The organism is Candidatus Neomarinimicrobiota bacterium (genome assembly GCA_018651745.1).
Lineage (GTDB): Bacteria > Fidelibacterota > Marinisomatia > Marinisomatales > TCS55 > JAAZYX01.
Genome location: JABIDL010000022.1, coordinates 19,364 through 45,683 on the forward strand (window position 1 = coordinate 19,364; position 26,320 = coordinate 45,683).

At 40.1% G+C, this 26,320-nt stretch carries 23 protein-coding genes; 2 read left to right on the forward strand and 21 right to left on the reverse strand.

Annotated features, from left to right (window positions below):
* Positions 1 to 32: 32 nt before the first annotated feature.
* A complete protein-coding gene (gene rpe / locus HOD97_03625; GenBank protein MBT4280691.1) occupies positions 33 to 713 on the forward strand; it encodes a ribulose-phosphate 3-epimerase in 681 nt (226 codons plus the stop codon).
* The gene (tkt, locus tag HOD97_03630) at positions 700 to 2,721 is read left to right on the forward strand and encodes a transketolase (protein ID MBT4280692.1); all 2,022 of its coding nucleotides are present in this window, start codon (positions 700 to 702) and stop codon (positions 2,719 to 2,721) included. Before rpe ends, tkt begins: the two co-directional genes overlap by 14 nt.
* Here the strand turns inward: tkt and HOD97_03635 are convergent.
* The 21 genes from HOD97_03635 to HOD97_03735 form a co-directional block, all read right to left on the reverse strand.
* Positions 2,718 to 5,696, reverse strand: a complete 2,979-nt coding sequence (locus HOD97_03635) for a BamA/TamA family outer membrane protein (protein ID MBT4280693.1) — start codon at positions 5,694 to 5,696, stop codon at positions 2,718 to 2,720. The genes tkt and HOD97_03635 overlap by 4 nt on opposite strands.
* A 22-nt stretch (positions 5,697 to 5,718) precedes the next feature.
* Positions 5,719 to 6,564, reverse strand: a complete 846-nt coding sequence (locus HOD97_03640; protein ID MBT4280694.1) for a hypothetical protein — start codon at positions 6,562 to 6,564, stop codon at positions 5,719 to 5,721.
* Between the two features lie 14 nt (positions 6,565 to 6,578).
* Complete coding sequence (locus HOD97_03645; GenBank protein ID MBT4280695.1) at positions 6,579 to 7,661, reverse strand: aminopeptidase P family protein; 1,083 nt, start codon at positions 7,659 to 7,661, stop codon at positions 6,579 to 6,581.
* Positions 7,654 to 8,310, reverse strand: a complete 657-nt coding sequence (locus HOD97_03650; GenBank protein ID MBT4280696.1) for a hypothetical protein — start codon at positions 8,308 to 8,310, stop codon at positions 7,654 to 7,656. Before HOD97_03650 ends, HOD97_03645 begins: the two co-directional genes overlap by 8 nt.
* A complete protein-coding gene (locus tag HOD97_03655; GenBank protein MBT4280697.1) occupies positions 8,307 to 8,711 on the reverse strand; it encodes a cobalamin B12-binding domain-containing protein in 405 nt (134 codons plus the stop codon). Before HOD97_03655 ends, HOD97_03650 begins: the two co-directional genes overlap by 4 nt.
* A gap of 56 nt (positions 8,712 to 8,767) precedes the next feature.
* A complete protein-coding gene (locus tag HOD97_03660) occupies positions 8,768 to 9,211 on the reverse strand; it encodes a D-tyrosyl-tRNA(Tyr) deacylase (protein MBT4280698.1) in 444 nt (147 codons plus the stop codon).
* A 12-nt stretch (positions 9,212 to 9,223) separates the two neighbouring features.
* Positions 9,224 to 12,655 carry a DNA polymerase III subunit alpha gene (gene dnaE, locus HOD97_03665; protein ID MBT4280699.1) on the reverse strand — a complete coding sequence of 1,144 codons (3,432 nt, stop codon included), beginning with the start codon at positions 12,653 to 12,655 and terminating at the stop codon, positions 9,224 to 9,226.
* Positions 12,645 to 13,493, reverse strand: a complete 849-nt coding sequence (locus HOD97_03670; GenBank protein MBT4280700.1) for a geranylgeranylglycerol-phosphate geranylgeranyltransferase — start codon at positions 13,491 to 13,493, stop codon at positions 12,645 to 12,647. Before HOD97_03670 ends, dnaE begins: the two co-directional genes overlap by 11 nt.
* Entirely contained in the window at positions 13,486 to 14,367 is an 882-nt protein-coding gene (gene prmC, locus HOD97_03675) for a peptide chain release factor N(5)-glutamine methyltransferase (GenBank protein MBT4280701.1), read from the reverse strand. Before prmC ends, HOD97_03670 begins: the two co-directional genes overlap by 8 nt.
* Position 14,368: 1 nt before the next feature.
* The gene (gene prfA, locus HOD97_03680; GenBank protein ID MBT4280702.1) at positions 14,369 to 15,430 is read right to left on the reverse strand and encodes a peptide chain release factor 1; all 1,062 of its coding nucleotides are present in this window, start codon (positions 15,428 to 15,430) and stop codon (positions 14,369 to 14,371) included.
* 89 nt (positions 15,431 to 15,519) lie between these two features.
* Complete coding sequence (rpmE, locus tag HOD97_03685; protein MBT4280703.1) at positions 15,520 to 15,726, reverse strand: 50S ribosomal protein L31; 207 nt, start codon at positions 15,724 to 15,726, stop codon at positions 15,520 to 15,522.
* 12 nt (positions 15,727 to 15,738) lie between these two features.
* Positions 15,739 to 16,938: a pyridoxal phosphate-dependent aminotransferase gene (locus tag HOD97_03690; GenBank protein MBT4280704.1), complete on the reverse strand. Its 1,200-nt coding sequence runs from the start codon at positions 16,936 to 16,938 to the stop codon at positions 15,739 to 15,741.
* A 2-nt stretch (positions 16,939 to 16,940) separates the two neighbouring features.
* Positions 16,941 to 17,966: a hypothetical protein gene (locus HOD97_03695; protein MBT4280705.1), complete on the reverse strand. Its 1,026-nt coding sequence runs from the start codon at positions 17,964 to 17,966 to the stop codon at positions 16,941 to 16,943.
* A gap of 51 nt (positions 17,967 to 18,017) precedes the next feature.
* Complete coding sequence (rho, locus tag HOD97_03700; protein ID MBT4280706.1) at positions 18,018 to 19,265, reverse strand: transcription termination factor Rho; 1,248 nt, start codon at positions 19,263 to 19,265, stop codon at positions 18,018 to 18,020.
* 94 nt (positions 19,266 to 19,359) lie between these two features.
* Positions 19,360 to 20,637: a bifunctional folylpolyglutamate synthase/dihydrofolate synthase gene (locus tag HOD97_03705; protein ID MBT4280707.1), complete on the reverse strand. Its 1,278-nt coding sequence runs from the start codon at positions 20,635 to 20,637 to the stop codon at positions 19,360 to 19,362.
* Positions 20,612 to 21,421 (reverse strand): glutamate racemase, encoded by an 810-nt coding sequence (locus HOD97_03710; GenBank protein MBT4280708.1) that lies wholly within the window; start codon positions 21,419 to 21,421, stop codon positions 20,612 to 20,614. The genes HOD97_03705 and HOD97_03710 overlap by 26 nt, the downstream gene beginning before the upstream one ends.
* Positions 21,418 to 22,908: an N-acetylmuramoyl-L-alanine amidase gene (locus HOD97_03715; protein MBT4280709.1), complete on the reverse strand. Its 1,491-nt coding sequence runs from the start codon at positions 22,906 to 22,908 to the stop codon at positions 21,418 to 21,420. The genes HOD97_03710 and HOD97_03715 overlap by 4 nt, the downstream gene beginning before the upstream one ends.
* Before the next feature lie 45 nt (positions 22,909 to 22,953).
* Positions 22,954 to 24,774, reverse strand: coding sequence for a hypothetical protein (locus tag HOD97_03720; GenBank protein MBT4280710.1), 1,821 nt, complete (start codon positions 24,772 to 24,774; stop codon positions 22,954 to 22,956).
* Positions 24,707 to 25,534 (reverse strand): hypothetical protein, encoded by an 828-nt coding sequence (locus tag HOD97_03725; protein MBT4280711.1) that lies wholly within the window; start codon positions 25,532 to 25,534, stop codon positions 24,707 to 24,709. Before HOD97_03725 ends, HOD97_03720 begins: the two co-directional genes overlap by 68 nt.
* A gap of 76 nt (positions 25,535 to 25,610) precedes the next feature.
* Positions 25,611 to 25,823: a hypothetical protein gene (locus tag HOD97_03730; GenBank protein MBT4280712.1), complete on the reverse strand. Its 213-nt coding sequence runs from the start codon at positions 25,821 to 25,823 to the stop codon at positions 25,611 to 25,613.
* Between the two features lie 67 nt (positions 25,824 to 25,890).
* Positions 25,891 to 26,097: a hypothetical protein gene (locus tag HOD97_03735; GenBank protein MBT4280713.1), complete on the reverse strand. Its 207-nt coding sequence runs from the start codon at positions 26,095 to 26,097 to the stop codon at positions 25,891 to 25,893.
* Between the last annotated feature and the right edge of the window lie 223 nt (positions 26,098 to 26,320).

A 26,320-nucleotide genomic window follows, 5' to 3' on the forward strand; every position in this document is an offset into this window, starting at 1 on the left:
GGGTTTGTTCAAAAGCTAACTTCGATTCCCTCATGACTTCGGATTTTAAACTTGCGCCTTCTATTTTATCGGCAGATTTCTCTGATTTCCGATCTGCTTTAGAACTGTGCGATACAGGCGGTGCTCATTGGATTCATATTGATGTCATGGATAATCAGTTTGTTCCTAATCTTACGCTAGGTCCGCCTATCCTTAAGAAACTTCGGCCCCACTCTCAACTGTTTTTTGATGTTCATATGATGGTCATCAATCCGGAAAGTTTGGTAGAACCTTTTGCTTCGGCCGGTGCAGACAATATCACATTTCATATCGAAGCATCAGAAAACCCGGACCACGTCATTAACCAGATAAAATCCTGTGGTAAAAAAGTCGGCATTTCTCTTAAACCCAATACGCCCGTTTCCGATATAGAACCATGGCTTGATAAAGTTGATCTTATTTTAGTAATGAGCGTAGAACCCGGCTTTGGCGGACAAGGTTATCTCAATGGATCATCGGAGCGCATTGCAAACATTCGAAAAATTCTTATTCAAAAAGGTATTCAAGATCAAGTCAAGATCGAGGTAGATGGCGGCGTCAAACTTCATAATGCAAAAGAAATCCTGAATGCGGGGGCAGATATTCTTGTTGCAGGATCCGAAGTGTTTGGCGCAAAAGATCCAATCCAGGTTATTAAATCATTTTATCAATTAGGTAATCATGAGATCATTTAAAGAACTCAATTCTTTTAATGATTGGTCACAAGAAGAACAAGATCAATTCACTGTAAATGTAATTAAAATGCTCGTGCTTGATGGGGTTCGCAACGCGAATTCCGGCCATTCGGGAGGACCGCTGTCTTCCGCAGATTTTACCTACATCCTTTTTAAAGAATATCTGAATTTTGACCCGGATGATGATTCTTGGTTCAATCGGGACCGTTTTGTTTTATCAGCCGGTCATGAATCGATGTTGTTATATGCTAACCTGCTTTTTTTAGGTTGGCTTGAAATGGAAGATTTAAAAAATTTCCGCCAACTCAATAGTAAAACCCCCGGTCATCCGGAGGTTGAATTAAAAGGAGTTGAGGCAACGACCGGTCCCTTGGGGCAAGGAGTATGCATGGGCGCTGGTATGGCCATCGCAGAAACAATGCTTTGTGAATTATTCAAAGCGCAAACGAATGATGCAGAAAAATTAAGTGATCATTTTACCTATGTTCTCTGCGGGGATGGCGATTTACAGGAACCTGTCGCATTGGGGGCTGCTGCGTTGGCCGGGCATTGGGGACTTTCAAAACTTATCATGTATTATGATTCCAATCAGGCTCAGATTTCCGGAAATACTGAACGCTCTGATTCCACAAATATTGCAACAGTATTTGAAGGGTTAAATTGGCATGTAGAAATTATTGACGGTCACAATCATCAGGCCATACGGAATGCTATTGAAATAGGACACGTTAGAGAAAAGCCCAGCCTCATTATTGGAAATACAATAATGGCCCACAGCACCGCCACTATGGAAAAAAATCATGAAACGCATGGCGCACCACTCCCGCAAGAAGAAATTGACGCTTCGAAAGAAAAGCTACGGCTTCCTCCTGATTCTTTTTATGCGCCTCAAGAATGCATCAACCATTTTCAATCTCGATTTAATGATCTAAGAGAAAATATATCGAATTGGAAATCATTATTATCCGACGCGGAAAATAATGAAGCTTTCAAATCTTTGTGGGAAATGACAGTTCTGGATGAACTGCCTGAATTGAATTATCCGCAGTTTGAAGCCGGAAGTTCGGTGGCAACGCGGAAAGCATTTGGGTCAACTTTGGATGAGTTTGCCAAGCAACTTCCGCATTTGGTGGGTGGTTCTGCAGATCTAGAACCTTCAAACTATACCGGAAATTTTGCACAAACGTATGGTGATTTTTTGAAAGAAAATCCCGGAGGAAGAAATTTTGCTTTTGGGGTACGGGAATTTCCGATGGCAGCTATTATGAATGGATTAAGTCTCCATGGCGGAGTCATTCCCTTTGGCGGAACTTTTTTAGTATTCGCCGATTATTCACGTCCGGCGCTAAGACTGGGAGCAATCCAAAAAATTAGAGCTATCCACGAGTTTACACATGATTCCTTTTATGTGGGAGAAGATGGCCCCACGCATCAGCCCATTGAACATGCTATGGCTTTGCGGACTATCCCGGATTTTTATGTTTTCAGACCAGCAGATGCAAAAGAAACAGTAGCCTGTTTTGAAAAATCTCTACATTTGTCAGCACCATCTGCACTGCTTTTAACTCGTCAAGGCGTTCCTGTTTCTAACCACTCCATGGACATAATCAAAACTGGAATAGAAAAAGGCGGATATATTTATCGAGATTGCAATGGTCAGCCGGAACTCATTTTTATCGCTACCGGCTCCGAAGTTTCGTTAGCAATGTCAACCGCAAAACGAATGGAAGATATACGGATTAGAATTGTTAGTCTGCCGTGTTGGAAATTGTTCATGCAACAACCACAAGAATACAAACAGGCTGTCATTCCTCCGCAAGGATCTGTGAAAGTTTCAATGGAGGCGGGTACCACATTTGGGTGGGAGCGTTTTGTTGGCGATCATGGCCTATCGATAGGAATTGATCATTTTGGCGCATCCGCACCGGGAAATATTTTAGCCGAAAAATTCGGATTCACGCCAGAAAAAGTGGAAGCCAAAATCAGAGCACATTTGAAGGAATCTTAAAAGGGATTAATAAGAGACAGCCTTGCATAATAATTTGGATTATTTCCATCCTGCCATTCGCTAATACGTTGTGCTTCACCAATACCAAATATAAAAATGGGAGCAGACCCTAATTTGAGGGCAACCTTTAGTTCGTATCCCGCGGTTGTAATTAAATCTGTTTGTTCATCCACCCACACATTCCCAAAGTCCGTAAACAAAGCGCCGGTCATTGATCCTAAAGTAAATCCAAGGACATTAATCGGAAGTTCTGAAATAAATGGAAACCTAAATTCTGCAGTACCAAATATCAGTTTATTCCCCATCCTTACTCCATCCCAACCGCGGATATTATGCGTTTCTGGAAATGAAACCGCCCCTCCCATCAAAGATGTTCTTCCTCCGGGAAAGTATAAAGAATTATCTTTTGTGAGTGCAAGCGTATCCTGCGCGGGCGGATCTCCAAACATTGCCATTCCTTTCGTGCGGAGAAAAAGGGCCGTCGGTCCGAGCGGTACATTTACAAATGCATCTAATGTAACTCGCTGGTAATCAAAATCGCTTAAGAATGCTTTGTTGGCGATGTCGAGTCGCGTTAAAAGTCCAAATCCCTGTTTCGGCAGAAAAATGTTCGAAGCATTCGGCCGGCGATTGAGCCATGCATACTGTAAGGAAACAATTCCTTCCTTCCCGCTTTCTGGCATGGGCAAATCTGTAAACCCAAAGGTTGAAGTTTGCAAGATTTCACCCGTTTCGGGATTGAGGCTGTCTCCAATGGCCGCCTGCCTGTTGTGCATTTCAAGGCTAACACCAAAGAAATGGGATGAACTTAGGTTGTCTCCAAAATTGTATGGAACAGTCATATTAAAAATGACCCCATCCAAAGTTTCACGAAGACCCGATTTGCTTTTGTCGTATTCCCGAATATCCCACCGGAAATTGTGATTATACACAAGTGACCACACCGGTCCGTGTTCCGCATTGATGTAAGCAAGTCCGTACGCCGGTTTTGTTCCGCCAGACCAGTCATACACAACAGTTCCTTGAAATAAATGGCGGCCTGTCCCATCTGTAAAAGACGTAATTCCAAAACTAGAACCATCCGGGAATGGTAAGGCAAAACTCATGAAATGTTTGATGTTCTTGTAAAACTTGTACGGCTCATTACGGTTTATGGATGGCGGAATGGATACATCCACTTCATCTAATACAATTGGCGGCATAGTGGTACGCCAACGGGTGAATTCATCTCTCATGGTTAGTGGAGTTGTGGTGCTTTCACGTGACGGGTCCACTTCTATCACGCGATTGGAATCCACATCGCCAATGGTTCGAGCAAATATTTTATCACCACCGGGAACCCACTGCACTCCCCACAATGCGTCGGCAACATCCGTATTTTGAATCTGATTCCCACTCGTAAGATCAACTGTATGAAGGTTTGGTGTAGATCCGCGGTGGGACGTAAATGTAATTTGTTTTCCGTCCGGATGCCAGATCGGAAGATAATCTACAGATGGATTATCCGTAACTCGGGACATTTCTCCGGTAGCGATTGAATGAGTATAAATATCCATATTCCCGTCCGGCCCCGCCTTTGCCATAGCAATTGAATTCCCATCTGGCGACCAAGCAAGAGACATAATTTGAGTGTCATTATTAAAATCAGTCAGCTTTTTTTGACCAGTTCCATCCGTATTAATAGTGTACAAATTGCTTATGTTGTTTTGGTGCGCAACTAATGCAATTTTCTCACCATCGGGCGACCAGGCAGGGTGACTCGCTCTCATAGATTCGGTAATCCACCGACCTTTGCCTGTTTCAATCTCAACCACACGGATATCCCACACAATAGATTGATAATCACTAAAATGATATTTTGCATACGTTAATTCTTTGCTATCTGGTGACCAACTTATTGCCGAATGCATTGCGCCATAATCAATTTCTTCGAGATCATAAATAGGTTTTGGATTAGAAGCAGTTTCGGTGGTGTCTTCATCGTCTCCAAAAAGATTCGTAAAAAATAATTCAAAACTACTTGTATCCGGTTTTGAGGTATCTCGAGTGGCAATGTATAAAGACATATCCAATTGATCTTCATTATCGTAACCGGTAATTGCAATTCTGAGACTATCCGGGGATAAAACATATCTTACTGCTTTCATAATGGGTAATGATGTAATTGTTCCTACTTCATCAAGCGATTCCTTTTGGCTTCGGTAACCATAATAATAGGTGTTCATGTGCCGTCGCCAATCTTCTTCAAACTGATCCAAATCCACACTTGTTGCTTTTTTGAATCCTTCTTCAAAATCAAATATTTTCCAATCGTTTCTATAATGAAGCGTTTTCGCAATAGTAGAATCGCCAAATCTGTCCGACCAGTATTTCATTTTAGAAAATCCATCATGATGCGGATCCATTGAATCCATCTTGTTGGTCATTACATGATATTTATGAGAAATATCCGCGCGCCACGGACGCCAGCGTTCTGTATAATATTCTGCAGTACCCTCCACAAACCAGCCGGGCATCCCGGAAATAATAAAAGAGCCAAAAGGTTCCGGAACCCACGATCTCGCACCATGAAGCAACACAATATGTTGCAGTTCATGGGATAAAACTTGGAACAACCATTTATCGTCTTCAAGCCAAAGAGCAGCATCATTTTGATCCACCCAGATAAAAGTTTGATACGTCCACAACGCATATCCATTCATTATCTCATCCTGAGTGGTAAAAATAATATCAATCCGCGGGATTGTATCCATATCGAGCTGTTCTAACAATAGCGGCCAAACTTGTTCAGCAATGGACGCACCGCGCTCTGCGATGTCTTCAATTCCATTATGATAATGCACATTGTAATGATCTGTCTCAAGCGTGAACCAATCCAACTCTGAGTGAGATCGTCCCGTCAATTGCCACGGTCCCTGCGCGCCTAGATGCACAGTCACAAACAGACAAAAAATGATATTTGTAAAATGTTTCATGAAGCTGTTCCTTTGTATTTGGTTATTTGATTGGTTGATATAAAAGTGATGAGCCGGCGTTTTCATCGTCCGTAGCGCAGATCAGCCTTCCGTTTTCCAGCGTGATTGCTTCAATCTTGTGACCTTTATAAATCTTAAATAGTTGTCCGTTATTTTCAGGAATAAATTTAAGGGCTGTACCGTCCAACTTAAACTGCCCCAGCCGATAAACGGCGCTGTCAAACGGACCATCGTCTCCGGGATCTGAAGCGGACGATACCCAGCATGTTCCATCTTTCGCGATGTCCATATCGGACAAATGCCGTACATCTGATTCGGGGAATGACACAGTAAATGAATGAGATCCCGAGGGCTCAACTTTTGAATTGTAAACATTCAGCCGACCCCAATATAGTGTTGCCGGGAATTGATTTTTTCCTCGATCGCCCCATGCTATCCACGTGTTTCCGCTTAGGGTGAAAATGGCAATCCCCTCGAGATTCATTGGCTTTTTTACTCCGGGGATTTGGAATTCATTTTTTAGGATTAACCTATTATTTCGTGGATTGTATCGCAGTTGGTAACATTTCCCGGAACTTTCCATTGCGATGAATTGATTGGTCTTTCCGGGATAAATATCAAGCGCTTCTAAGTCAAATGGAAGTGAAGCTGTAGGCCAATTCAATTGCTCATAGTAATTGTCATCGGAAATAAATCCGATTCTGGCTTGATCAGCTTGTTTGTTATCGTGAACCACCACCATTCCTTTGCTCAATTGGCCAATGCCGCTGATAGAATACTCTCTTTCAAGACTGATTAATTCCCACCTGTCGGAATCTTGTGCAGATAGAATTGAAAATGCACAAATCAGTGAAATGGTGAAGGACAAATTTCTATAGATCTTTAATTAAGGATAATTAAATCTTTGGTCGTCTGATTTAATACTTCGCAGCTGTCTTTACGAATAATAACATCATCTTCGATGCGGACGCCTCCCCAGCCGGGGATATAAACACCTGGCTCAATGGTCATAACATAATTTTCTTCTACAACATCATTGCTTATTTCGCTGAACCTGGGCCATGTATGAATTTCGAGACCAATCCCGTGTCCGGTGCCGTGAATAAAATATTTTCCGTAACCTTTGCTGTTAATATAATCTCTACAGGCAGTATCAACTGCTTTGCAGGAAACACTCGCTTTAGCGGCGTCTATTCCGCGCTGTTGCGATTCTTTCACAATTTGGTATACTTCGTGATGTTTTTCTGTTGCTTCTCCCACTACCGGCGTTCGCGTCATGTCCGCGTGGTATCCGGCATATTTTGCTGCAGCGTCAATCACAATAAAATCACCCTTCTCAAAGGGTCTTTCTGAAGGCTGTGCATGGGGCAACGCTCCGTTAGGGCCGCCGGCTACAATTGGCGAATATGCTTCACCATCACCATGTTTCATATAAAAAGATGATAATGTGCTCGCCACCTGTTTTTCCGTCGTCCCAGGTTTTAGCATTGGTATAATAGATTCATACGCTTTATCAGTTATTTCTACCGCGGTGCGCAAAACATCAATTTCTATTTTATCTTTTACAGCAGCTAATTTTTCAAGAACCAGTGATGTTCCTTGCCATTTTGTTTTTGGGAGCAGACTCTGAATAATATCATACTGACCCACTGTAACTCTGTCTTTTTCAAATGCAAGATTCAACCCGTCGGGAATGAGACCTTCGTTTTTTGCGGTTTGAAAATGATTGTGTGTCCCAATGTGAATGGTGCATCCCTTTACTTCTTGATTTGCCTGCTCTGTATAACGGCCGTCTGATAAAAAATAACTTCCATCAGGTGTGACCAGGCACGAACCAGCCGAGCCGGTAAATCCGCAAATATATCGAACATTCGTTAAATGAGTGATGAATATTCCATCAAGGCCATCACTCGCCAATTTTGATTTTAGGACTTCCTGCCGGCGGATAAAATGAGACTCACTCATTTGTTTCTCCCTGAATGGCTATTCGTTCTTTTGTGATGCGTTCCAAATCTTCTCCCTTGGCTTCGAGCATATTCAAAACATCCAAAGCCTGGTCATTTAATCCCTGATTTCTAAGAATGGTTACCATGGTAAATGTTGCAAGCCTGGGGCTAATAGAAAACGGTGCAGATGCTGTGGGCTTTGGCTGTGCAGGGAGTGCCACAATTATTGGCTCGGGTATTACCGGGTCCGGTGTTGCTGGAAGATCAGATGGATTTTTCTCTTCAAAATATTGGAGCGCTTCTTCATGGGTCGGGTCCAATTTTTTAACCGTTTTCCAAGCACGCGTAAGAGTTCCGCCAGCTCTGCCTAATTCTGTTTGAATTTTCGCTAGAGCAATGGCTGCATTTAAATGATCAGGACATTCCTTTAGTACGGCTTTAAATCCTTTTTCAGATGTTTCGATATTCCCGTCAGCACGATCTACTTCAGCTAAAATAAATAAACCGTCCGGTTGGGTAGGGTGTTGTTTTAAGCCGATGTCACATACTTTCCGGGCTCGTGGTGCATCGCCACCCTTCAAATATGCGTCTGCTAAAACGGGAAACAAAATTGTATTAAAATTATCCGCGAAATACAATTCCAATTCTGTTTTATTGGATAGATTCATCGCCGATTTTCTTCGACCCATCCGGAAATATAATCAATTGTTTCCTGCACAGGCGTTCCGGGTCCAAACAAAGTTCCCACACCAATATCTGCAAGGGACTGTTTGTCCTTTTGGGGAATAATTCCACCACCTGTAAGTAATACATCATTCATGTTTTTTTCCTGCATCAGTTCATATACTTTCGGGAAAATCGTCATGTGGGCGTTATTCATGCTGGATAACGCAATCACATCCGCATCTTCCTGTAAGGCTGCTGAAACTATCATTTCCGGCGTTTGCCGAAGCCCTAAATAAATGACTTCCATCCCAGCATCGCGATATGCAGCAGCAAGTACTTTAATACCGCGGTCGTGTCCATCCAGCCCGGGCTTGGCCATAACAATTCTGATTTTTCTTTCCATAAGGTAAAATTTACAACCTGTTGTTTAAATAATCACACCGATAGAATTTTCAATGCTCAGGGTTTACCCTCCAATACAAATGTGACCGGGCCGTCGTTTACCAATGATATTTCCATCATGGCACCAAATTCGCCGGACGCAACCGGGATGTCTTCTTTTTTCATTCCATCTATAAAATATTCATAAAGTCTTTCTCCGATTTCGGGAGAAGCAGCGTTGAGGAAACTCGGTCGTCGTCCTTTGCTCGTATCTCCGCATAAAGTAAACTGGCTTACTACTAAAGCAGATCCATTTTTATCTTTAATTGAGAGATTCATTTTTTCATTTTCATCATTAAATAATCGAAGACGGGTAATTTTGTTAATAAGATAATCTGCGTCCGATTCTTTGTCAGATTTTTGAACCCCAAGAAAAATTACCAAACCAGTATCAATTTCCCCAACAACATTTTTTAAAACAATTGCTTTTCCATGGGAACATCTTTGAATGACAGCCTTCATGTTCTAATCTAATTATTCAACCCAAATGTTGTCTTTTCCATACGTGTCTCTAAGCTTCCCTAAAAAATCTTTACTTGAAGATACTTTTATGTTATGAGCAAAAACTTTCTGCTTACGACCATTTTTGCCAACCATGTGAAATACTAATCCACATTTTCCCCGGAAATTAGAAGACAACTCAAACAGTGCATCAATATCGTCCGGTTTCATCCGATCTGTTTCTACTTGAATATTGACTCGTTTCGAATAATAATCTCTAGCCAACTCAATTGGAATGATTTCATCTACAATCAGTTTTAAATCGCTAAAATCTGATTTGTCAGTCGGGCGTCCGGATAGAATGACAATTGAATCTCTCTTAATTAAATCACGATATTTCTCGAACGTATCTGCAAAAGCTAGGATCTCTGCATGCCCTCCTATGCATTCAAGCTGGAAGAAAGCCATTTGCCGATTCTTTTTATCAAAATGTTTTTTGATTTCTCCAACCATTCCGCCCAAACGAATTTTTTCTTGAATTACATTTTCGGTGCCATCCGAAAAATCAAATGTGCTCATATCTTCTAATTCAGCTGCGTATTTTAACAAAGGGTGACCGGATACATACATTCCAGTAACTTCTTTTTCATATTCAAGTCTATCGCTTTCCGGCCATTTTTCTTTCCTCGGGATGACCGGAACCAAGGTGCTTGTTCCATCGGTTGCCCCCGAACCAAAAAGATCAACTTGTTTTCTACGTTTGTTTTCTTGCACATTTTGACCATACCTCAAAGCAAGATCAATTCCGGAATATTTCGTTGCTCGGTTACCATCCAAAGAATCCATCGCACCTGACTTAATAAGGCTTTCCAATACCTTTCGGTTTACACTCCCAAGATCAAACCCTGCGCAAAAATCGAATAGCGACTTACAAGATTTATTGTTTTTTCGTCCCGCCAAAATATTTTCTAACGCCTTTGAACCAACATTTTTAATTGCATTCAGACCAAATGAAATCGTTTTTTTATCCACAGGTTTGAAATGAATTTCTGATACATTAATATCTGGAGGATCCACCTTAATTCCGAGCTTTCTGCATTCATTGATTAGAATAACAACACGATCCGTGTTCCCCATTTCGCTTGTGAGATTTGCTGCCATAAATTCTGCAGGATGATGTGCTTTTAACCAAGCGGTTTGATAAGCAATAATGGCGTATGCCGTTGAGTGGCTTTTATTAAACCCATATTGAGCAAACTTTTCAATTAAACCAAAGATTTCGTCTGCAGCATTTTTTTCAAAACCATTTTCTTGTGCGCCTGTTATAAATTTTACCTTTTGCTCTTTCATCAGACTTTTAATTTTTTTACCCATTGCTCGTCGCATTATATCCGCTTCTGCAAGCGAATATCCGGCAATCTCATTGGCAATCTGCATCACCTGCTCCTGATAAACGATAATACCGTAGGTTTCTTTAAGAATAGGTTCAAGAGATTCATGCAAATAGGTTATTTTTGTTTTACCATGCTTCCGTTTAATAAAATTATCAATATTTTGCATGGGGCCGGGACGATATAAAGCATTCATGGCAATCAAATCTTCTATTTGAGTCGGTTTCAGCTTTTTCAAAAATTCACGCATGCCAGAAGATTCAAATTGAAACACCCCAATTGTCAAACCTTTTGCAAAGATTTTATACACTTTTGTATCATCAAGCGGAAGTTTATTAATGTCAACTTTTTCACCCTTATCTTGGATTAGTTTTACAGCTTGATCTATAACCGTCAAATTCCTGAGGCCCAAAAAATCCATTTTTAATAAACCGAGCGATTCGAGTCCTTTCATATCATATTGAGAGGTTACGTCGCCCTGCGGTGATTTATAGAGCGGAACGAAATCCGTAAGATCGCTGGGAGCAATAACTACGCCGGCGGCATGCGTAGAGGCATGACGATTCATCCCTTCTAACACCAGCGCATGTTCAATCACATCTTTATAATCCCCTTCGGCCGCTTCTTTTAATTCTTTGCTTTGATCAATAGACTCTCCCAATGTAACGCCGGGACCAAATGGAATCATTTTAGCCAAGCGATCCATTTCTGAAAAAGAGCGACCCAGAACTCTGCCAACATCTCGCACAACTTGTTTCGCTTTCAATTTCCCAAAAGTAATAATCTGAGTTACAGATTTTTCACCATATTGATCGCGGATATAATCAATAACTTCTCCTCGTCGTTCAACGCAAAAATCAATATCAATATCAGGCAGGCTTGATCGTTCAGGATTTAAAAACCGTTCGAAAAGTAGATTGTACCGAATAGGATCAACGGTAGTAATGCCCAACGCATAAGCAACAATGCTTCCTGCGGCAGAACCACGCCCCGGACCAACTGGCACACCATTATCTTTTGCATATTTCACAAAATCCATTGTGATTAAAAAATATCCAGCAAAACCCATTTTCTTTATTACAGATAATTCATGGTCTAACCGATGTTGTAATTCTGGAGTGATTGTGCCATATAGTTTATTGATCCCCACAGTAGAAACTTGTCTGAGATAATAATCCGGATCGGAAGAAGATCCATTTTCGGGAATCGGGAAATGGGGGAGATGGTATTCCCCAAGCGGAATATTAATATCAATACTTTCAGCAATTCGGCGTGTATTTTCAATCGCTCCCGGCACATGTTTAAACAATGCATGCATTTCATCCTGAGTTTTAAAATAAAATTCAGATGTGGCGTATCGAAGACGATTTGGATCATTTTGCTCTTTCCCGGTTCCAAGGCAAATCAAAATATCGTGAGCTTGCGAATGTTCTTGGCGAGCATAGTGTGCATCATTTGTAGCAACGAGTGGTAAATCTAATTCCTTGGCAAGTTTTACCATGTTTTCAATATTTAGAGACTCTTCTTCGATTCCGTGGTTTTGTACCTCTAAATAATATCTTCCGGGAAATATTTCAGCAAATTGTAATGCCGTCGCTTTTGCGCCATCCCAATCCCCTTTTAACATTTTTTCAGGGACATCGCCCTTCAAGCACCCGGAACAACAAATAATTCCCTCACTATGTTCCTTTAACAAATCCATGTCAATACGCGGTCGATAATAAAATCCTTCGAGATACCCATATGTCACCAATTTCATTAAATTTTTATAACCGGTATAATTTTGCGCAAGCAATAATAAATGGTTGTTCCCCCAGCCGCCTTCCGCTTTCGGCTTTTTGTCAAATCGGCTTCCCTGCGCAACATATATTTCACAACCAATAATTGGATTGATTCCTGTTTCAGCTGCTTTTTTATAAAAGGGAATCGTGCTAAACATATTGCCATGTTCAGTTAAAGCTACCGAATCCATACCTAAATCATCAATAGTATTAACCAGCGTCGAAACCGTTTGGGCGCCATCAAGCAGACTATAATCTGAATGGTTATGTAAATGGACGAATTCAGATGGCATAAAGCATTCCAAAGTACAAGGCAGACAAACCCATAATTGTACTAAATTTTAAAATCCGGGCAGAACGGATTGCGGTGGAAATTGCAGGATTGTTCACTAGTAAAGCTACGGAGGTCATCATTGGAATCTCAACGCCAAAAACTAAAATAATGAGATAAATATTTCCATAGATGCCAAACCAATACGGTAAAAGAGCACCAAGTCCGGTTACCATTGCAAGAAAAACAGATAGCGATACTGCATTTCGTAAACCTGCCATAATCGGGAATGTTTGCATTAACGCATTTTTATCCCCTTCCATATCCGAAATATCTTTGACCAATTCCCGCACAAGGGTAAGTCCAAAAGCAAGAGCCGCAGGAATAAGTATATGCTGAAAACCATCAAAAACATATCCGCAAAATATAAAAGTGAGTCCTAGCAATAACGAAACAGTTACGTTGCCAATGAGCGGTAGTTTTTTTAATCGCAAACTGTAAAGAACTAATAATGGCAGCGCAATTCCAATGGCCACCACTTTTGCTTCAAACAAAAGCGAAAAGGCACATACAGTTCCAATCCCAAACAAAACAATAGACATTATCAAAGCGGCCCGGCGATTCACTTTGCCTGAACTTATTGGGCGATCCGGTCGGTTCACTGCATCCGATTCATAATCCATATAATCATTTAATGCGTTGCCTGCTGCATTATATGACAGCACAACTGCCATGGCGATGAGAACAAGAATCCAGTTCCCAAGATATCCAAGTGCATGAGCAATCATAAAAACAGTTAAAGCAGAAATGAAAAGGTTTAATGGACGAAGCAACCGAATATGCACAACGAGTTTATCCACAATACTGCACTTTCAATATTCTGTCATCTCCATTGTAATCCTTGATTAGCTCACAATGCTGAAATGCAGAATGAGCAAAGAGATTATAGACCTTTTCGCTATGATTTCCTCCGCCAACTTCAAAAATCATCCACCCACCGGGAACAAGAATCAAGGGTGCTAATTGTATATATCTTTTATAAAACATTAAACCATCAGAACCGTCAGTTAACGCAGATCGTGGTTCAAATTCCCTTACATCGGACATAATTCCGCTCATTTCATCTACAGAGATATATGGTGGATTTGAAACCATTATATCAAATATTCCATCGGGATGGTGAGTTAGAACATCCAGACAAATGCACATAAAATTTTCACTTTTGTGTAAAATTTTATTCTCTTCGGCAACTGCAACCGCTTCCTTCGAAACCTCCACTCCCACAATAGTGGATTCAGGAAGTTCTTTTGCCAACGTAATAGCAATATTCCCCGACCCTACTCCAATATCGATAATCTTTGGGCGGTTAAATAATCTAGTCATTGGAATTGTTTCGGAAATAAGACGTTCTGTTTCCGGTCTTGGAATTAGTACAGATGGATTTACTTTAAAAGAACGGCCGTAAAATTCCATTTCACCTATAATATATTGCGGAGGCTCTCCTTTAATTCTTCTATTAACTGCTTGTTGAAACTTATTGTGCTGTTCAGAAGAAAGTAGCTTGTCGGGGTGCAGGAAAAAATCAGATCGGGAACAGTGGATGATAGACATCATCAACCATTCGGCATCATTGGCAGGATGATCAAGACCATGAGTACTAAAAGTAGATTTTGCATCATCTACTACATCTTTGACTCTTGCTGTTGCAACTGAAGCAACGGAGTCGGTATTCATTTTATTCTGAGTCCAACAGGGATTGTTGTTCTGCCAACTGAAGGGATTCAATCATTTCAAATAAGTCACCATCTAAATTTTCTTCTAAGCGATAGGATGTATAGTTAATTCTATGATCCGTAATTCTTCCTTGGGGAAAATTGTAAGTGCGAATTTTTGCAGATCGATCGCCAGTGGAAACCATCGACTTCCTTTCAACCGCACGTTCTTTAGCTTGCCGTTCTTGTTCGGCGGCAAGAAGACGAGCACGCAAAACCTTTAATGCTGCTGCTTTATTTTTATGTTGAGATTTTTCATCCTGGCAGGTTACCACTAATCCGGTTGGTAAATGGGTAATTCGAATAGCAGATTCTGTTTTATTCACATGCTGGCCGCCTGCACCGCTCGCCCTATATGTATCAATTTTTAAATCCTGATCTAGGACTTCAATATCAACCTCTTCTGCTTCTGGAAGAACTGCAACTGTTGCGGCGGAGGTGTGAACCCGCCCGCTTGTTTCCGTTTTTGGAATTCTTTGAACCCGATGAACACCGCCTTCAAATTTCATGAGGCCATAGCAACCTTCGCCTTTTAGAGAAAAAGTTACTTCTTTGAATCCTCCAATGCCCGTTTCGCTAATACCAATAGCCTCTTTGGTCCATTGATTTCTTTCCGAAAACCGTTCATACATCCGATACAAATCTGCAACAAACAATCCGGCTTCATCTCCACCTGTTCCTGCACGAATTTCAATAATGGTGTTTTTATCGTCATTAGGATCTTTGGGGATAAGCATCACTTTTAAAGCTTCCTCAGAGTCTTTTTTATTTTCTTGAAGCGTTTTTAATTCAGCTTGAGCGATCGATTTTAATTCTTCATCACTTCCTTTGAGAATTTCAAGGTCATCATTTATTTGCTCAATTAAAGCAAGATATTTATCGCCCTCTAACACAATGGGCGATAAATGACGATGTTCGCGTGCAACCTCTTTTAATTTATCTGAATTAGATAAAACAGCTTGTTCTGTCATCAGTTGTTCTAATTCCCCATGGCGCGCAATAACGGATATAATTTTATCTTTCATTTGAAAGTGTTTCTATGTAATTCCTCCCATACATAAAAATGACCCTTGGCTTCCGATAGTCGAAAGAACAAAGGTCATTGTAAGATTGGTTATTGAGTCTTTTCGCCGTATTTCTTTTTGAATTTTTCAATACGACCTGCCGTATCAACCAGCTTTTGCTTTCCGGTAAAAAACGGATGGCAGACTGAACAAATTTCAATCCGCTGGTCGCCAACGGTACTAAACACTTCAAAGGTGTGTCCGCAAGCGCAGTGAACTGTTCCTTTTTTATAATCCGGATGGATGTCTGTTTTCATGATTTTCTCCTATCAATTCAGTTTTAATAATGCTGTTTTAATTCTTTTCATACCATCTTTAATTGTTTTCGAATTGGTGGCAAACGAGAGCCGAATATGCCCGGGAGCGCCAAAACCATCACCTGGGACGGTAACAACACGTGCAGTTTCCAATAAATAATCACATAAATCAAATGAATCATTCATCGTTTTTCCATTGATTTTCTTACCCAGATAATGCGAGAAATCAGGAAAAACATAAAAAGCGCCATTGGGTACAACGCAGGATATATGCGGGATTTCTTTTAATAGTTCTAGCATTAAATCACGCCGTCTTAGAAACGTTGTGCGCATTTCACTCACAGCGGATTGATCCCCGTTAAGCGCTTCTACAGCGGCCTTTTGCCCAATAGAATTTGCGCAGGATGTAGCCTGACCCTGAATTTTTGACATCGCTTTAATAATAGTTTTATTCCCCGCAGCATATCCAATTCGCCATCCGGTCATTGCATAAGTCTTTGATAAGCTCATACACGTTAGAACCTCAACATTGTTATGATTTAAAGTTTGCGTACTTGTGAATTCGTCATTAAAAACAAGGCGCTCATAACATTCGTCAGAAATAATAACCCAGTGATGTTTGGCGGCAAGATCGAGCAACATTTTTACCGCTTCGTTTGACCAAACTCCGCCTGTAGGATTAGAAGGCGAATTCATGATGACGCCCTTAATGTTGCTGTTTATTTTTGACTCAAGTTCATCAAAATTGGGTTCAAACTGTTTATCCGGGTTCGTACCAATAATGATCGGCTCTGCCTCTGACAGAGTCACAAATTCCGGAAAAGAAACCCAATAGGGTGAAAAAATAATGACCTGATCACCCTCCTGAAATAACACCTGACACGCAAGGTAGAGACTTTGTTTTTCACCATTGGATACAAGAATTTGATCTGGCGTGTATTCAAGATGGTTTTCACGATTTAATTTTTTACAAATCGCTTCCCTCAAATCAATCATGCCTGCGCCAGATGTGTATTTCGTAAACCCTGCGTCCATAGCTTCCTTTGCAGCATTGCGAATATTCTCCGGCGTATTGAAATCAGGTTCCCCAACACTAAAATTGACAATATTAACTCCTTGGGCACGGAGCTCGGCTGCCTTGCTAGTCATTTCAAGAGTGAACGACGGTTTAACGCGGGTCACTCGATCGGCTAATTGAACAGATTTGGTCATATTTAAAGATCGTGCCTTTTTTTATGATATTCATCCGAATTGAAATTTCCTTCAGATGATTTGTTCGGTTTTTGTGCCGGTTTCCTGCGCACTTGAGGCTTACGCTTTTTGGGGGGTTCAACTTTTCCTGACATATACTCATCCTCTACGATGTCAAATTCTTCGGATAACACCTTCTTTGCTCTTTTTACTTTGGGCTTGGGCTTTTTTCGTGCTGATCTCTGTCTTGGTTTGGGAACTTCTTCTAAATTGACCGCCTCAACTTCAGACTCGGTAACCGTTTCTTCCATATCCGGAATTGGTTCTCCAACTTTTTCCATCTCCTTTTTATTGAATTGAAACATATCAGGATTAAATAGACCAAACACAGCACCATAACCTCTTGTGATTCCGTTACCTATTCCCATATAATTAGGAAGAAGAAAATTGGTTCGAAATTCTCCTGTAAAGGCACCCCAACCATTTTCGTCAACCGGTTTAGGAAACAAAGACTTCAATGCAACTTTTGTGAATAAATTTTCCCCTAAATCAATATCCATCTCCCGCGCCAAAAAAACAAGATTTTGACCTAAAAGGCGGTTAAGAAAATGTACACGTTCTGGAGCGTTTGGGAGAAATCGGTACCGTCCACCGGTTGTTTGGTTTAAAGCAACCCATGGAGTGATAAACCTGTATCGAATCAGACGGCTAATTGGTTGAAAATGATCATCGTGTAATTCATTTTCTGAATCAAGAACTTCAAATGTTATGTTGCCAAAATCTAAATCTTTCATTTTTTCTACGACCGATAAAATCGGATCCACTCCTTCTTTGACTCCAACAAGATAAATTTGCTCATTCAAAATTTTAACCTGAACACGTGGATAAAGAAATCTATCGCGATATTGTCCATTTAGCATAGGAACAATCTCCTCGTCAGGAAAGGTTTTCATAATAACGCCTTTTACTTGATAGGGAGTTTTACGAACGGGTTTATCGGTGGCCAATCGCGCTGTGATTGTGCGAATACCAATATTATTAGAATCCATATTTATACCTCATGTTAGCTAACTGTACTAATTTGCTGAATCAATTTACATTTACTGACTCATTGTATCTAAAAATTCTTCATTCGTTTTGCTTCGTCTCATTCGTTCCTGTAAAAATTCCATAGCTTCAACTACATTCATTTCGTTTAGTAATTTTCGAAGAATCCACATCCTGGAAAGCGTTTTCTTTCCCAATAGCAATTCTTCTTTGCGGGTTCCTGATCGAATAAGGTCAAATGATGGAAAAATCCTTCTGTCTGCTAATCTCCTATCAAGAACCAACTCCATATTCCCCGTACCTTTAAACTCTTCAAAAATAACTTCATCCATTCTACTTCCCGTGTCAATAAGGGCCGTAGCAACAATAGTGAGAGAACCTTTTTCTTCGGTGTTCCGGGCTGACCCAAAAAATTGTTTTGGTTTTTTTAGAGCATTGGCATCTACTCCACCAGATAAAATCTTTCCGCTATGGGGAATAACAGCATTGTGTGCCCTTGCAAGTCTCGTAAGGCTATCAAGGAGAATAACTACATCGTGTCCGTATTCAACCATTCTCCGTGCTTTTTGTAGAGCCATGTCAGCTACCGCTACATGTCTTTCCGGCGGTTCGTCAAAGGTAGAGCTTACCACTTCTGCATTTACGTGGCGTTTCATATCTGTTACTTCTTCCGGACGTTCATCAATCAGCAAAATGAGCATTTTTGTTTCCGAATGATTCGCTAAGATAGCATTTGCAATTTTTTGAAGCAGAATTGTTTTACCGGTTTTCGGCTGAGCAACAATTAACCCACGCTGTCCTTTCCCAATAGGAGCAATTAAATTAAGAATGCGCATAGATAGATTCTTTGATTCAACCTCTAAATTGAATTTTTCTTCGGGATAAAGTGGCGTAAGGTTATCAAAAAGTATGGTTCGTTTAATCTTTTCAACAGATTCCCCGTTCACCACATCCACCTTTAGCATAGCATAAAACCGCTCTTTTGCTTTTGGTGGGCGGATTTCACCGGAAACTTCATGTCCCGTACGTAATCCAAAACGCTTGATTTGAGATGGGCTTACATAAATATCATCCGGACCGGGAAGATAATTAAAATCCGGGCTCCGTAAAAAACCGTATCCTTCCTGCAAAACCTCTAGCACTCCCCGCGCAGTTACATTGCCGGCTTTTTCCTTTTGGGCTGCTAAAATCTGAACAATTAATTCTTGTTTATTCAGCCCTGATAAATCTTGAATTTCAAGTTTACTGGCCATTTCGGTGAGTTTATTTATGTTTAACGCTTGTAGTTCATTAACATCCATACATTATATACCTTTTGAATTTTATTGGGTCTTCTATAGAAAATAGCTCTCGCGAGGAACAATTTTGGGAGAACACTCTTGTAGATAAATTACACTATTTTAAACCATTCCCAAAAGAAAAATCATATTCATTGTACACCTTATCTGCAATATAATGTGAACCAAAAATCAATAGACACCGATTTGCTCCGATAAGGCTTTGACCTTTCTTCATTGCAGTTTCAAAATGTGGTATCTCGTTCGACATAATTCCATTTTTGAGTAACGCCTCCTTTAAAACGTTTGAAGGATATAAACCTAATCCAGATATGCTTGTTACAATCAATGATTTAAACCGAGACTTGATCTTTTTGGAAATATGTGAAATATTTTTTCCATCTTTCAACACCATGACTCCAATGGGACGCATTCTATATAATGATGCAATAGTCTGTAACGTTACGCCAATGCTTTGAGGATTATGAGCTACATCATAATAAATATTAAATTTGTCAGAAATTTTTTCTAATCTGCCTTTCCACCCAGCTTGTTGGATGCCATTTCGAATACTATGCTTATTTATTCCAGTATCAAATGACCGAACAGTTTCAATTGCCAGTGCGGCATTCTCACATTGATGCAATCCATTCAAAGAAATGTTATATTTTTCCTCTTTGTACAAAAAATAGCTCCTTTCATTCTCAATACAATGTTCTAAAACTTTCCCACGAAGAATGAATGGCGCGGAGTGTTTTTCGGCTTCTTCTTGAATTACACTTAAAGCTGTCTCGTTTTTCTGTGAAACCAAAACCGGGGTGTTTTTCTTAATAATTCCTGCTTTCTCTCGAGCAATCTGAGAAATAGTTTCCCCAAGACGATCACAGTGATCCAAGCCTATGGGAGTAATTACGCTCACATCTGGTAATAAAACATTGGTAGAATCTAATCTGCCACCCAACCCGGTTTCCACAACAGCAACATCTACATTATTATTTTTAAAATACCAAAATGCCAATGCTGTTGTCGTCTCGTAAAAGGTGGATTTTATTTTAGCAATTTCTGTATCAAATTTTAAAAAAAACGAGGCAATATCCTGATTTGGAATTAAACGACCATTGATACTTATTCTTTCATTAAAGGAAATCAAATGAGGAGACGTATATAGTCCAACTTTATATCCTGCCTCTTGTAAAATAGATGCAATAAATGTAGCCGTAGAACCTTTTCCATTGGTTCCAGCAATATGAATAGAACGAAAATATTTATGGGGATTTCCACAACATTCTAACAGCTTTATTGTATGATCAAGCCCAAGTTTAATTCCAAGACGTGAAAGACCAAAAAGGCGATCTAAAATGGGTTGAATATCAGTGGAGCGTGACGGTTGAGACATGTGCTATGGGAGACCCAAGAAACTGGTGCGCTAACATTTCGAACCTAAGAGGCACGTCGGTTACAAAACTTTCCAACTTGCCTTGGGCGCTAATTTCTGTGATTAAATCGTTTTTTTGTAATACCTGTTTCACCTCCGTGGCTACAGCTTCTGCAGAATCAATCAGTATTGTATCACCGTTAGCGGAAGATTGGATAATTTCTTTAAGCAATGGATAGTGGGTGCATCCCAGAATAATTGTATCAACTTGGTCTGCATTCATTCCCTTCAAATACGTTTTAGCAACCATTTTCGGAACATCTCCTGTTATCCATCCTTCTTCAACAAGAGGAACGAATAGAGGACATGGCTGATTTAATACAATCACATTTTCATTTTTGTTTTTTAGGGCAATCTCATATGCATCAGACTTAATAGTTGCAACAGTACCAATAACACCTATATGCCCGTTTTTCGATGTGGAAATTGCCATATTAACGCCTGGCTCAATGACGCCGATAACTGGGATCGGGAACGTCTTCTGCAAAACTTCTAGTGCCTGAGCAGATGCGGTATTACAAGCAACAACAAACGCTTTACATTTTTTCTCATAAAGGAAAGAACTGATTTGTGTCGAGTATAATTCAATCAGATTTTTACTTTTATTCCCGTAGGGTACTCTGGCGGTGTCTCCAAAATACAAAATAGATTCTGATGGTAATAATTTTTGCAATGCTTTGACCACAGTTAACCCACCAAGCCCGGAATCAAAAACACCAATAGGACGATTATCAGCCACCCTTATCCCTCGGCTAAAACTTTTTCTCTGGATTTTTTAAACTTAAGAATTGCTGAGTAAATCCCTTTAGCGATCTTTTGTCTATATTCAGGTTTTTTCATATTTTTTTCTTCAATTGAATTCGAAAGAAATCCTGTTTCAATCAGCACATTCGTCATACTTGCACCAATTAATACATAAAACCCTGCTTGTTTCACCCCACGATTTGGGGATGACAATCTGTCGTCCAGTTCGTTTTGAATGATAGATGCCAATTCTTCACTTTCTTTCAAATACATACTTTGAGCCATTGTAGCCATTATTAGACTTTCTCCGGAAGATTTACCATACTTCTTTTGGGCTCTGTCTTCGAGTTTGATTACCGCATTTTCTCTTGCAGCTACTGCGATAGCATCATCTGTTTTCCCCGGTCGAAGTAAATAGGTTTCAAATCCTCTTACGCGTCGGTTTGGGTTTGCATTAACATGAATGCTGACAAATATTTTTCCGTTTGATTCGTTCGCAATTTTGGTTCTTTTCTTCAATGGCACAAACACGTCTTCATCTCTAGTAAGGACTACTCGAATTCGTGTATTTTTTTCAAGTAATCTCGCCACCCTTTTAGCAATGTCTAATGTTATATCTTTTTCTTTCGTTCCTTTTCGACCAACAGTTCCACCATCCTTGCCTCCATGCCCAGCGTCGAGCACAATCGTATTAAGTCGCCATTTATCCCGAACATCTTTAATGCGGTCCACACTTTTAGACAGGGGAGTTCTTAATGTTATAACTATTTCATTAGGATTGTTCCCCTGATACACCTCATGCCCTTCAATTTGCGACCGAAGGTTAAATGCCAATTGTACAGACTCGTCAAGTTGATCAACTGTAATCCGTCGCACCACTCCTCGTGTTTCACTTCGGATGATTTCAGAGCTATCAACTAACCCACCGGAAACAGTTAAATAAAACCAACCATTTTCATTGACAAATGAACTAATATTTTTCTCAGGAAATCGTTCGCGTGTGTGAATGCGTAGAATGGTTCCATTGGCTTTTTCATTTATAGTTAATCCAGTAATATTAAAATCAACTTTGTCTATATCTAATAGTTCTTTCCGTGCATCATAAATAATCCTCGGCATGATCGTATGGCGTAAAATCAAAAAAAAGGGTTCGGCGGGAAGATACAAATCATCGTTTTCAACCCGGACGGGAGTGGGTAAGTGGTATACTTTCTCATTGATAATTATAAAACTTGTCTTACCGGAAATTTTTACTCTGTGGTTCATAATATATAAAACCATCTTATGTCGCTCAGAATTCAGAAAAGGGTCCCGCATTCCTAACATTCTTGATAAATCTCTTGCAGATACATAGGTACCCGGACCGGATTCCATCGTTCGTAATTCATCTTCGGTTTGACTGATTCGGTTTAATACACGAATCGATGCCAATCCGGGAGATTGAATCAAAACAATGGTTATTATAATCGCTATTATTCTGAAAATCATTGAAATGAAATTATTGGTCAATACCTCAGAGCGCAAGGAAACAAATTACACGGAAGCACTTATAAAAATACCGGCCGATGGCGAAAAATTCCCAGACAGAGAAAGACCATCCCATTTCATCCGGTATCTAACTCCGCTATACCATCTGCCTCGTTTGTTGTAAACAATTTTTAATCCAATTGAGGATGCGTCTTGAGAATACATAGTTGATCTCATTTCGCCGGGAAGATTTACATCCCAAAAATATACTCGCGAATCAAAATCTTCAACTTTTGCGCCCACTAAATCCATCTCAAAAACCCACCGATTGAGGTTGAGCCAAATTCGGGCGGTAGCACCCTGTCCAATCAAAATAATTTCTGCACTTTGTGCTGTTGTCTGTTGCGCCTGAAATCGCATTTTAATAGACGGGTTAACCTGAAAATCATATACATATTTAAATGTCTGTTTACTTGTATAATGATTATCCGAGCTAAGCAGAAATCCCGGATCGTCCTCAACCGTTTTTCTTTCGCTAGACCACTGTAAACGAGTTTTCGCACGTTTTTGTTTGAAAATCCAGCGGATCCCTGTTTCAAATCCATTTACGGGGGATACCATGTTCAAATCGGATTGAATCCTACCGTATAAATCCCCATAAAAAACGATTGTATTTTGAGACCATCTAAATTTTAGAGACTGAAAAACACCGCGTTCTCCTTCGTCCCGGGATGACCATTCGGAAACAGGATTAGCGCGAAAAGATTCGAACCCACGACTGTAATATCGTCCATGTATCAAATATCTCAAGTTCTTAAAACTAAATCCATATCCTGCAATTGCGCCAAAACTGTTATGATATCCAATTGCAACTTCTGTGAAGAAGTGCGAGGCATTCAATTTTTTTGATAAATATATTGAACCAGATTCTCGTCTTAGTTTGTCAAAATCACCCGTCCACCATGTTTTTGAATAAACGGTTCCAAAGGCAAGACCTTCTAATTTGCGACTCCAAACAACTGTGAATGAAGACTCATCTAGTATGGGTGAGCTTAACTTGGTTAACGGGTGCATTCCTGTTTCATTTACCTTTATTATCCCCGTTGAATCTATTGTTCCATCCCAAGAATTATGCCCCAGCGAAATAGTCCAATCCCCAACAGAAGAATTAATGGTTACTGCGGCTCCTCTTATTTTCCAAAATTCATGAGAAGACCTATAAGGTTTTAATCCGGACCCACTTCTTTGCAAAGATGATAATACATCAAACCCTCTTCGGGTAGATGAATTGCGCCACACAGATAAACCATATCCTGCCAATATTTGATGGTCACCAATTATCCATCTCATTGAACCGGATTCCCTTTCTATATAAATAGAACCATAGTCAATTACATTCCTTTCCGTTGGGTCCCTTTCTAAAATAAATCCAACTTGAGAACCTCCAACATCCACAATTCCTTTCCATCTGTACCGAATATCATCAGAAAGTGTCATCATTTGTTCAAGATGAACACTGCGAACGGAATTGATTGCTGGAGTCTTAAGCCGCTCAAGTACGGATTTTAGTTCTCGAGAAAGAGCTTTGTTCAGCAAAATACTAGTGGGATCAGGAGACAATGAATAAGTGCTCAAAATAGAAACATCTTCCTCGGAGAATATGGACACTCTTGACAAGTTTAGTAAATTCAATTTGGAAAGCCCGTTCCCATTAAGAAATACATCATTCAACAGGATTAAATCTTCCTCCGGTAATGGATCCTCTTCATCCCGTCCAAAATCAACAACAATATTTGAACCTGATTGGGATCGAACAGGATTATTCAGCAACATAGCCCATGCCAAACCAATGAGAAAGGCCCAGCTCGGGATGCGTAGAAGTACCATAATAAATTCCAAAGTTATTTATGTGAATCGAAATTCCACCGGTTCCTTGCCCCGGGTTTGACACAAATCCTGCCGAAATATCCATCCATGGAAATACTTGATATGCCGTTCCAAATTTAAACCTTCCTGAATATTCTGTGTCCTGTTCCCAGCCAAAAACAGTTGTAACATTAGTGTAAGGGACCAAAGACATACCGGTATGAATGATTTGTGGAAGGGGATCGGATGAAGCCCCTATGGTAGGTGCGTTAAGATTTTGAAGTGACCCAGACCAGTTTAAAAAATCATTTAATTGTATTTGCCAAGATGTTGTGATTCCCAGTGCGGTTGCAGATCCATAATCTTTTATACTCAAATTGTATCCAGCAATACTGATGCCAAGATTTATTCGTTCTTTTATGGATTTTCCTGCTGCAAGATAGGTGATAGACTCTCGATACAATGAATTTCCGAATTGCGAATAACCAAAATTTAATCCCATATCAAATGCAAAAATATTAACACTTGCAGATTGGTGACCTAAATCTTTGATACCATATCTATTCCCCCATAAAATCGATCCTTCGAGTGATTTCATTCGTGCCAACGCAGATGGAAACCTTAATCCATCAGTGGGATGAACATTCGATGTGAGAACCAAATGTCCCATACCTATGGATTGAGGAGAGCTCGGGAAATGATCAAAAGCGGCATGAATGGGGTTGATCGCAAAGATCAATAAATAAGAAAATTTTATTATATACCGGCGAAGCAGAAACATTTTTTCCGGCGAGGTATAAACGATAAACTAATGCGCCCCACAAAATGTGGGGCGCAAAAGCATTTACCTGATATAGTTACTTCTTATACCAGGTCACAATCAAGACTAGCGCTAACAAACCTGCTAGTCCTGCATCACCGAATTGTGCCATAAGGGCGCCAATCCCGCCAATTACCCCGAAGTAATCATTAAATAAAATTCCGATGACTATTCCGAGGATAAGAAGCTTACTTAGCAGATCAGTAATATTGCTGATCCACTCAGTGATGGTGTCAAAGGCATTCTTCATGTATTCCTCCTAAGGAATTGCTCAGGATACTGAGCCCCACACGGGACACAGTAAACTATCCTGATGTTTATAGGAATGAAACAAGAAGTAACAGTGCCAACAGACCTGCAAAGCCTCCGTCTAGGAAAGCTCCTACAAGGTCTATGATTCCGCCAACAGGATCAAATCCGGTTGGGTAGATGATGTTTGCAAATACAAACAGAACTACAAGCCCTTTAACTAGGCTTACAACTCCACCTACTACACTGTTTACGGTTGAACTGACATCAGCCATGTGTTCCTCCTTGGTTGTTTAATGTGAAACAGGGACAGCTATCCCATCCCCGTTCTTTACTATTATGGTATGTATTATGATGGTATGTGGTTTGTTCATCATTGGGTTATTGTTACCCTTTGCACAAATTTAAGGACTTTTTTTAAAAAATCAATATTTTTCTTGTAATGCTAATATTTGACTAAATTTTGGATTCCATAAGCATTATTATCGTCGAGAACCG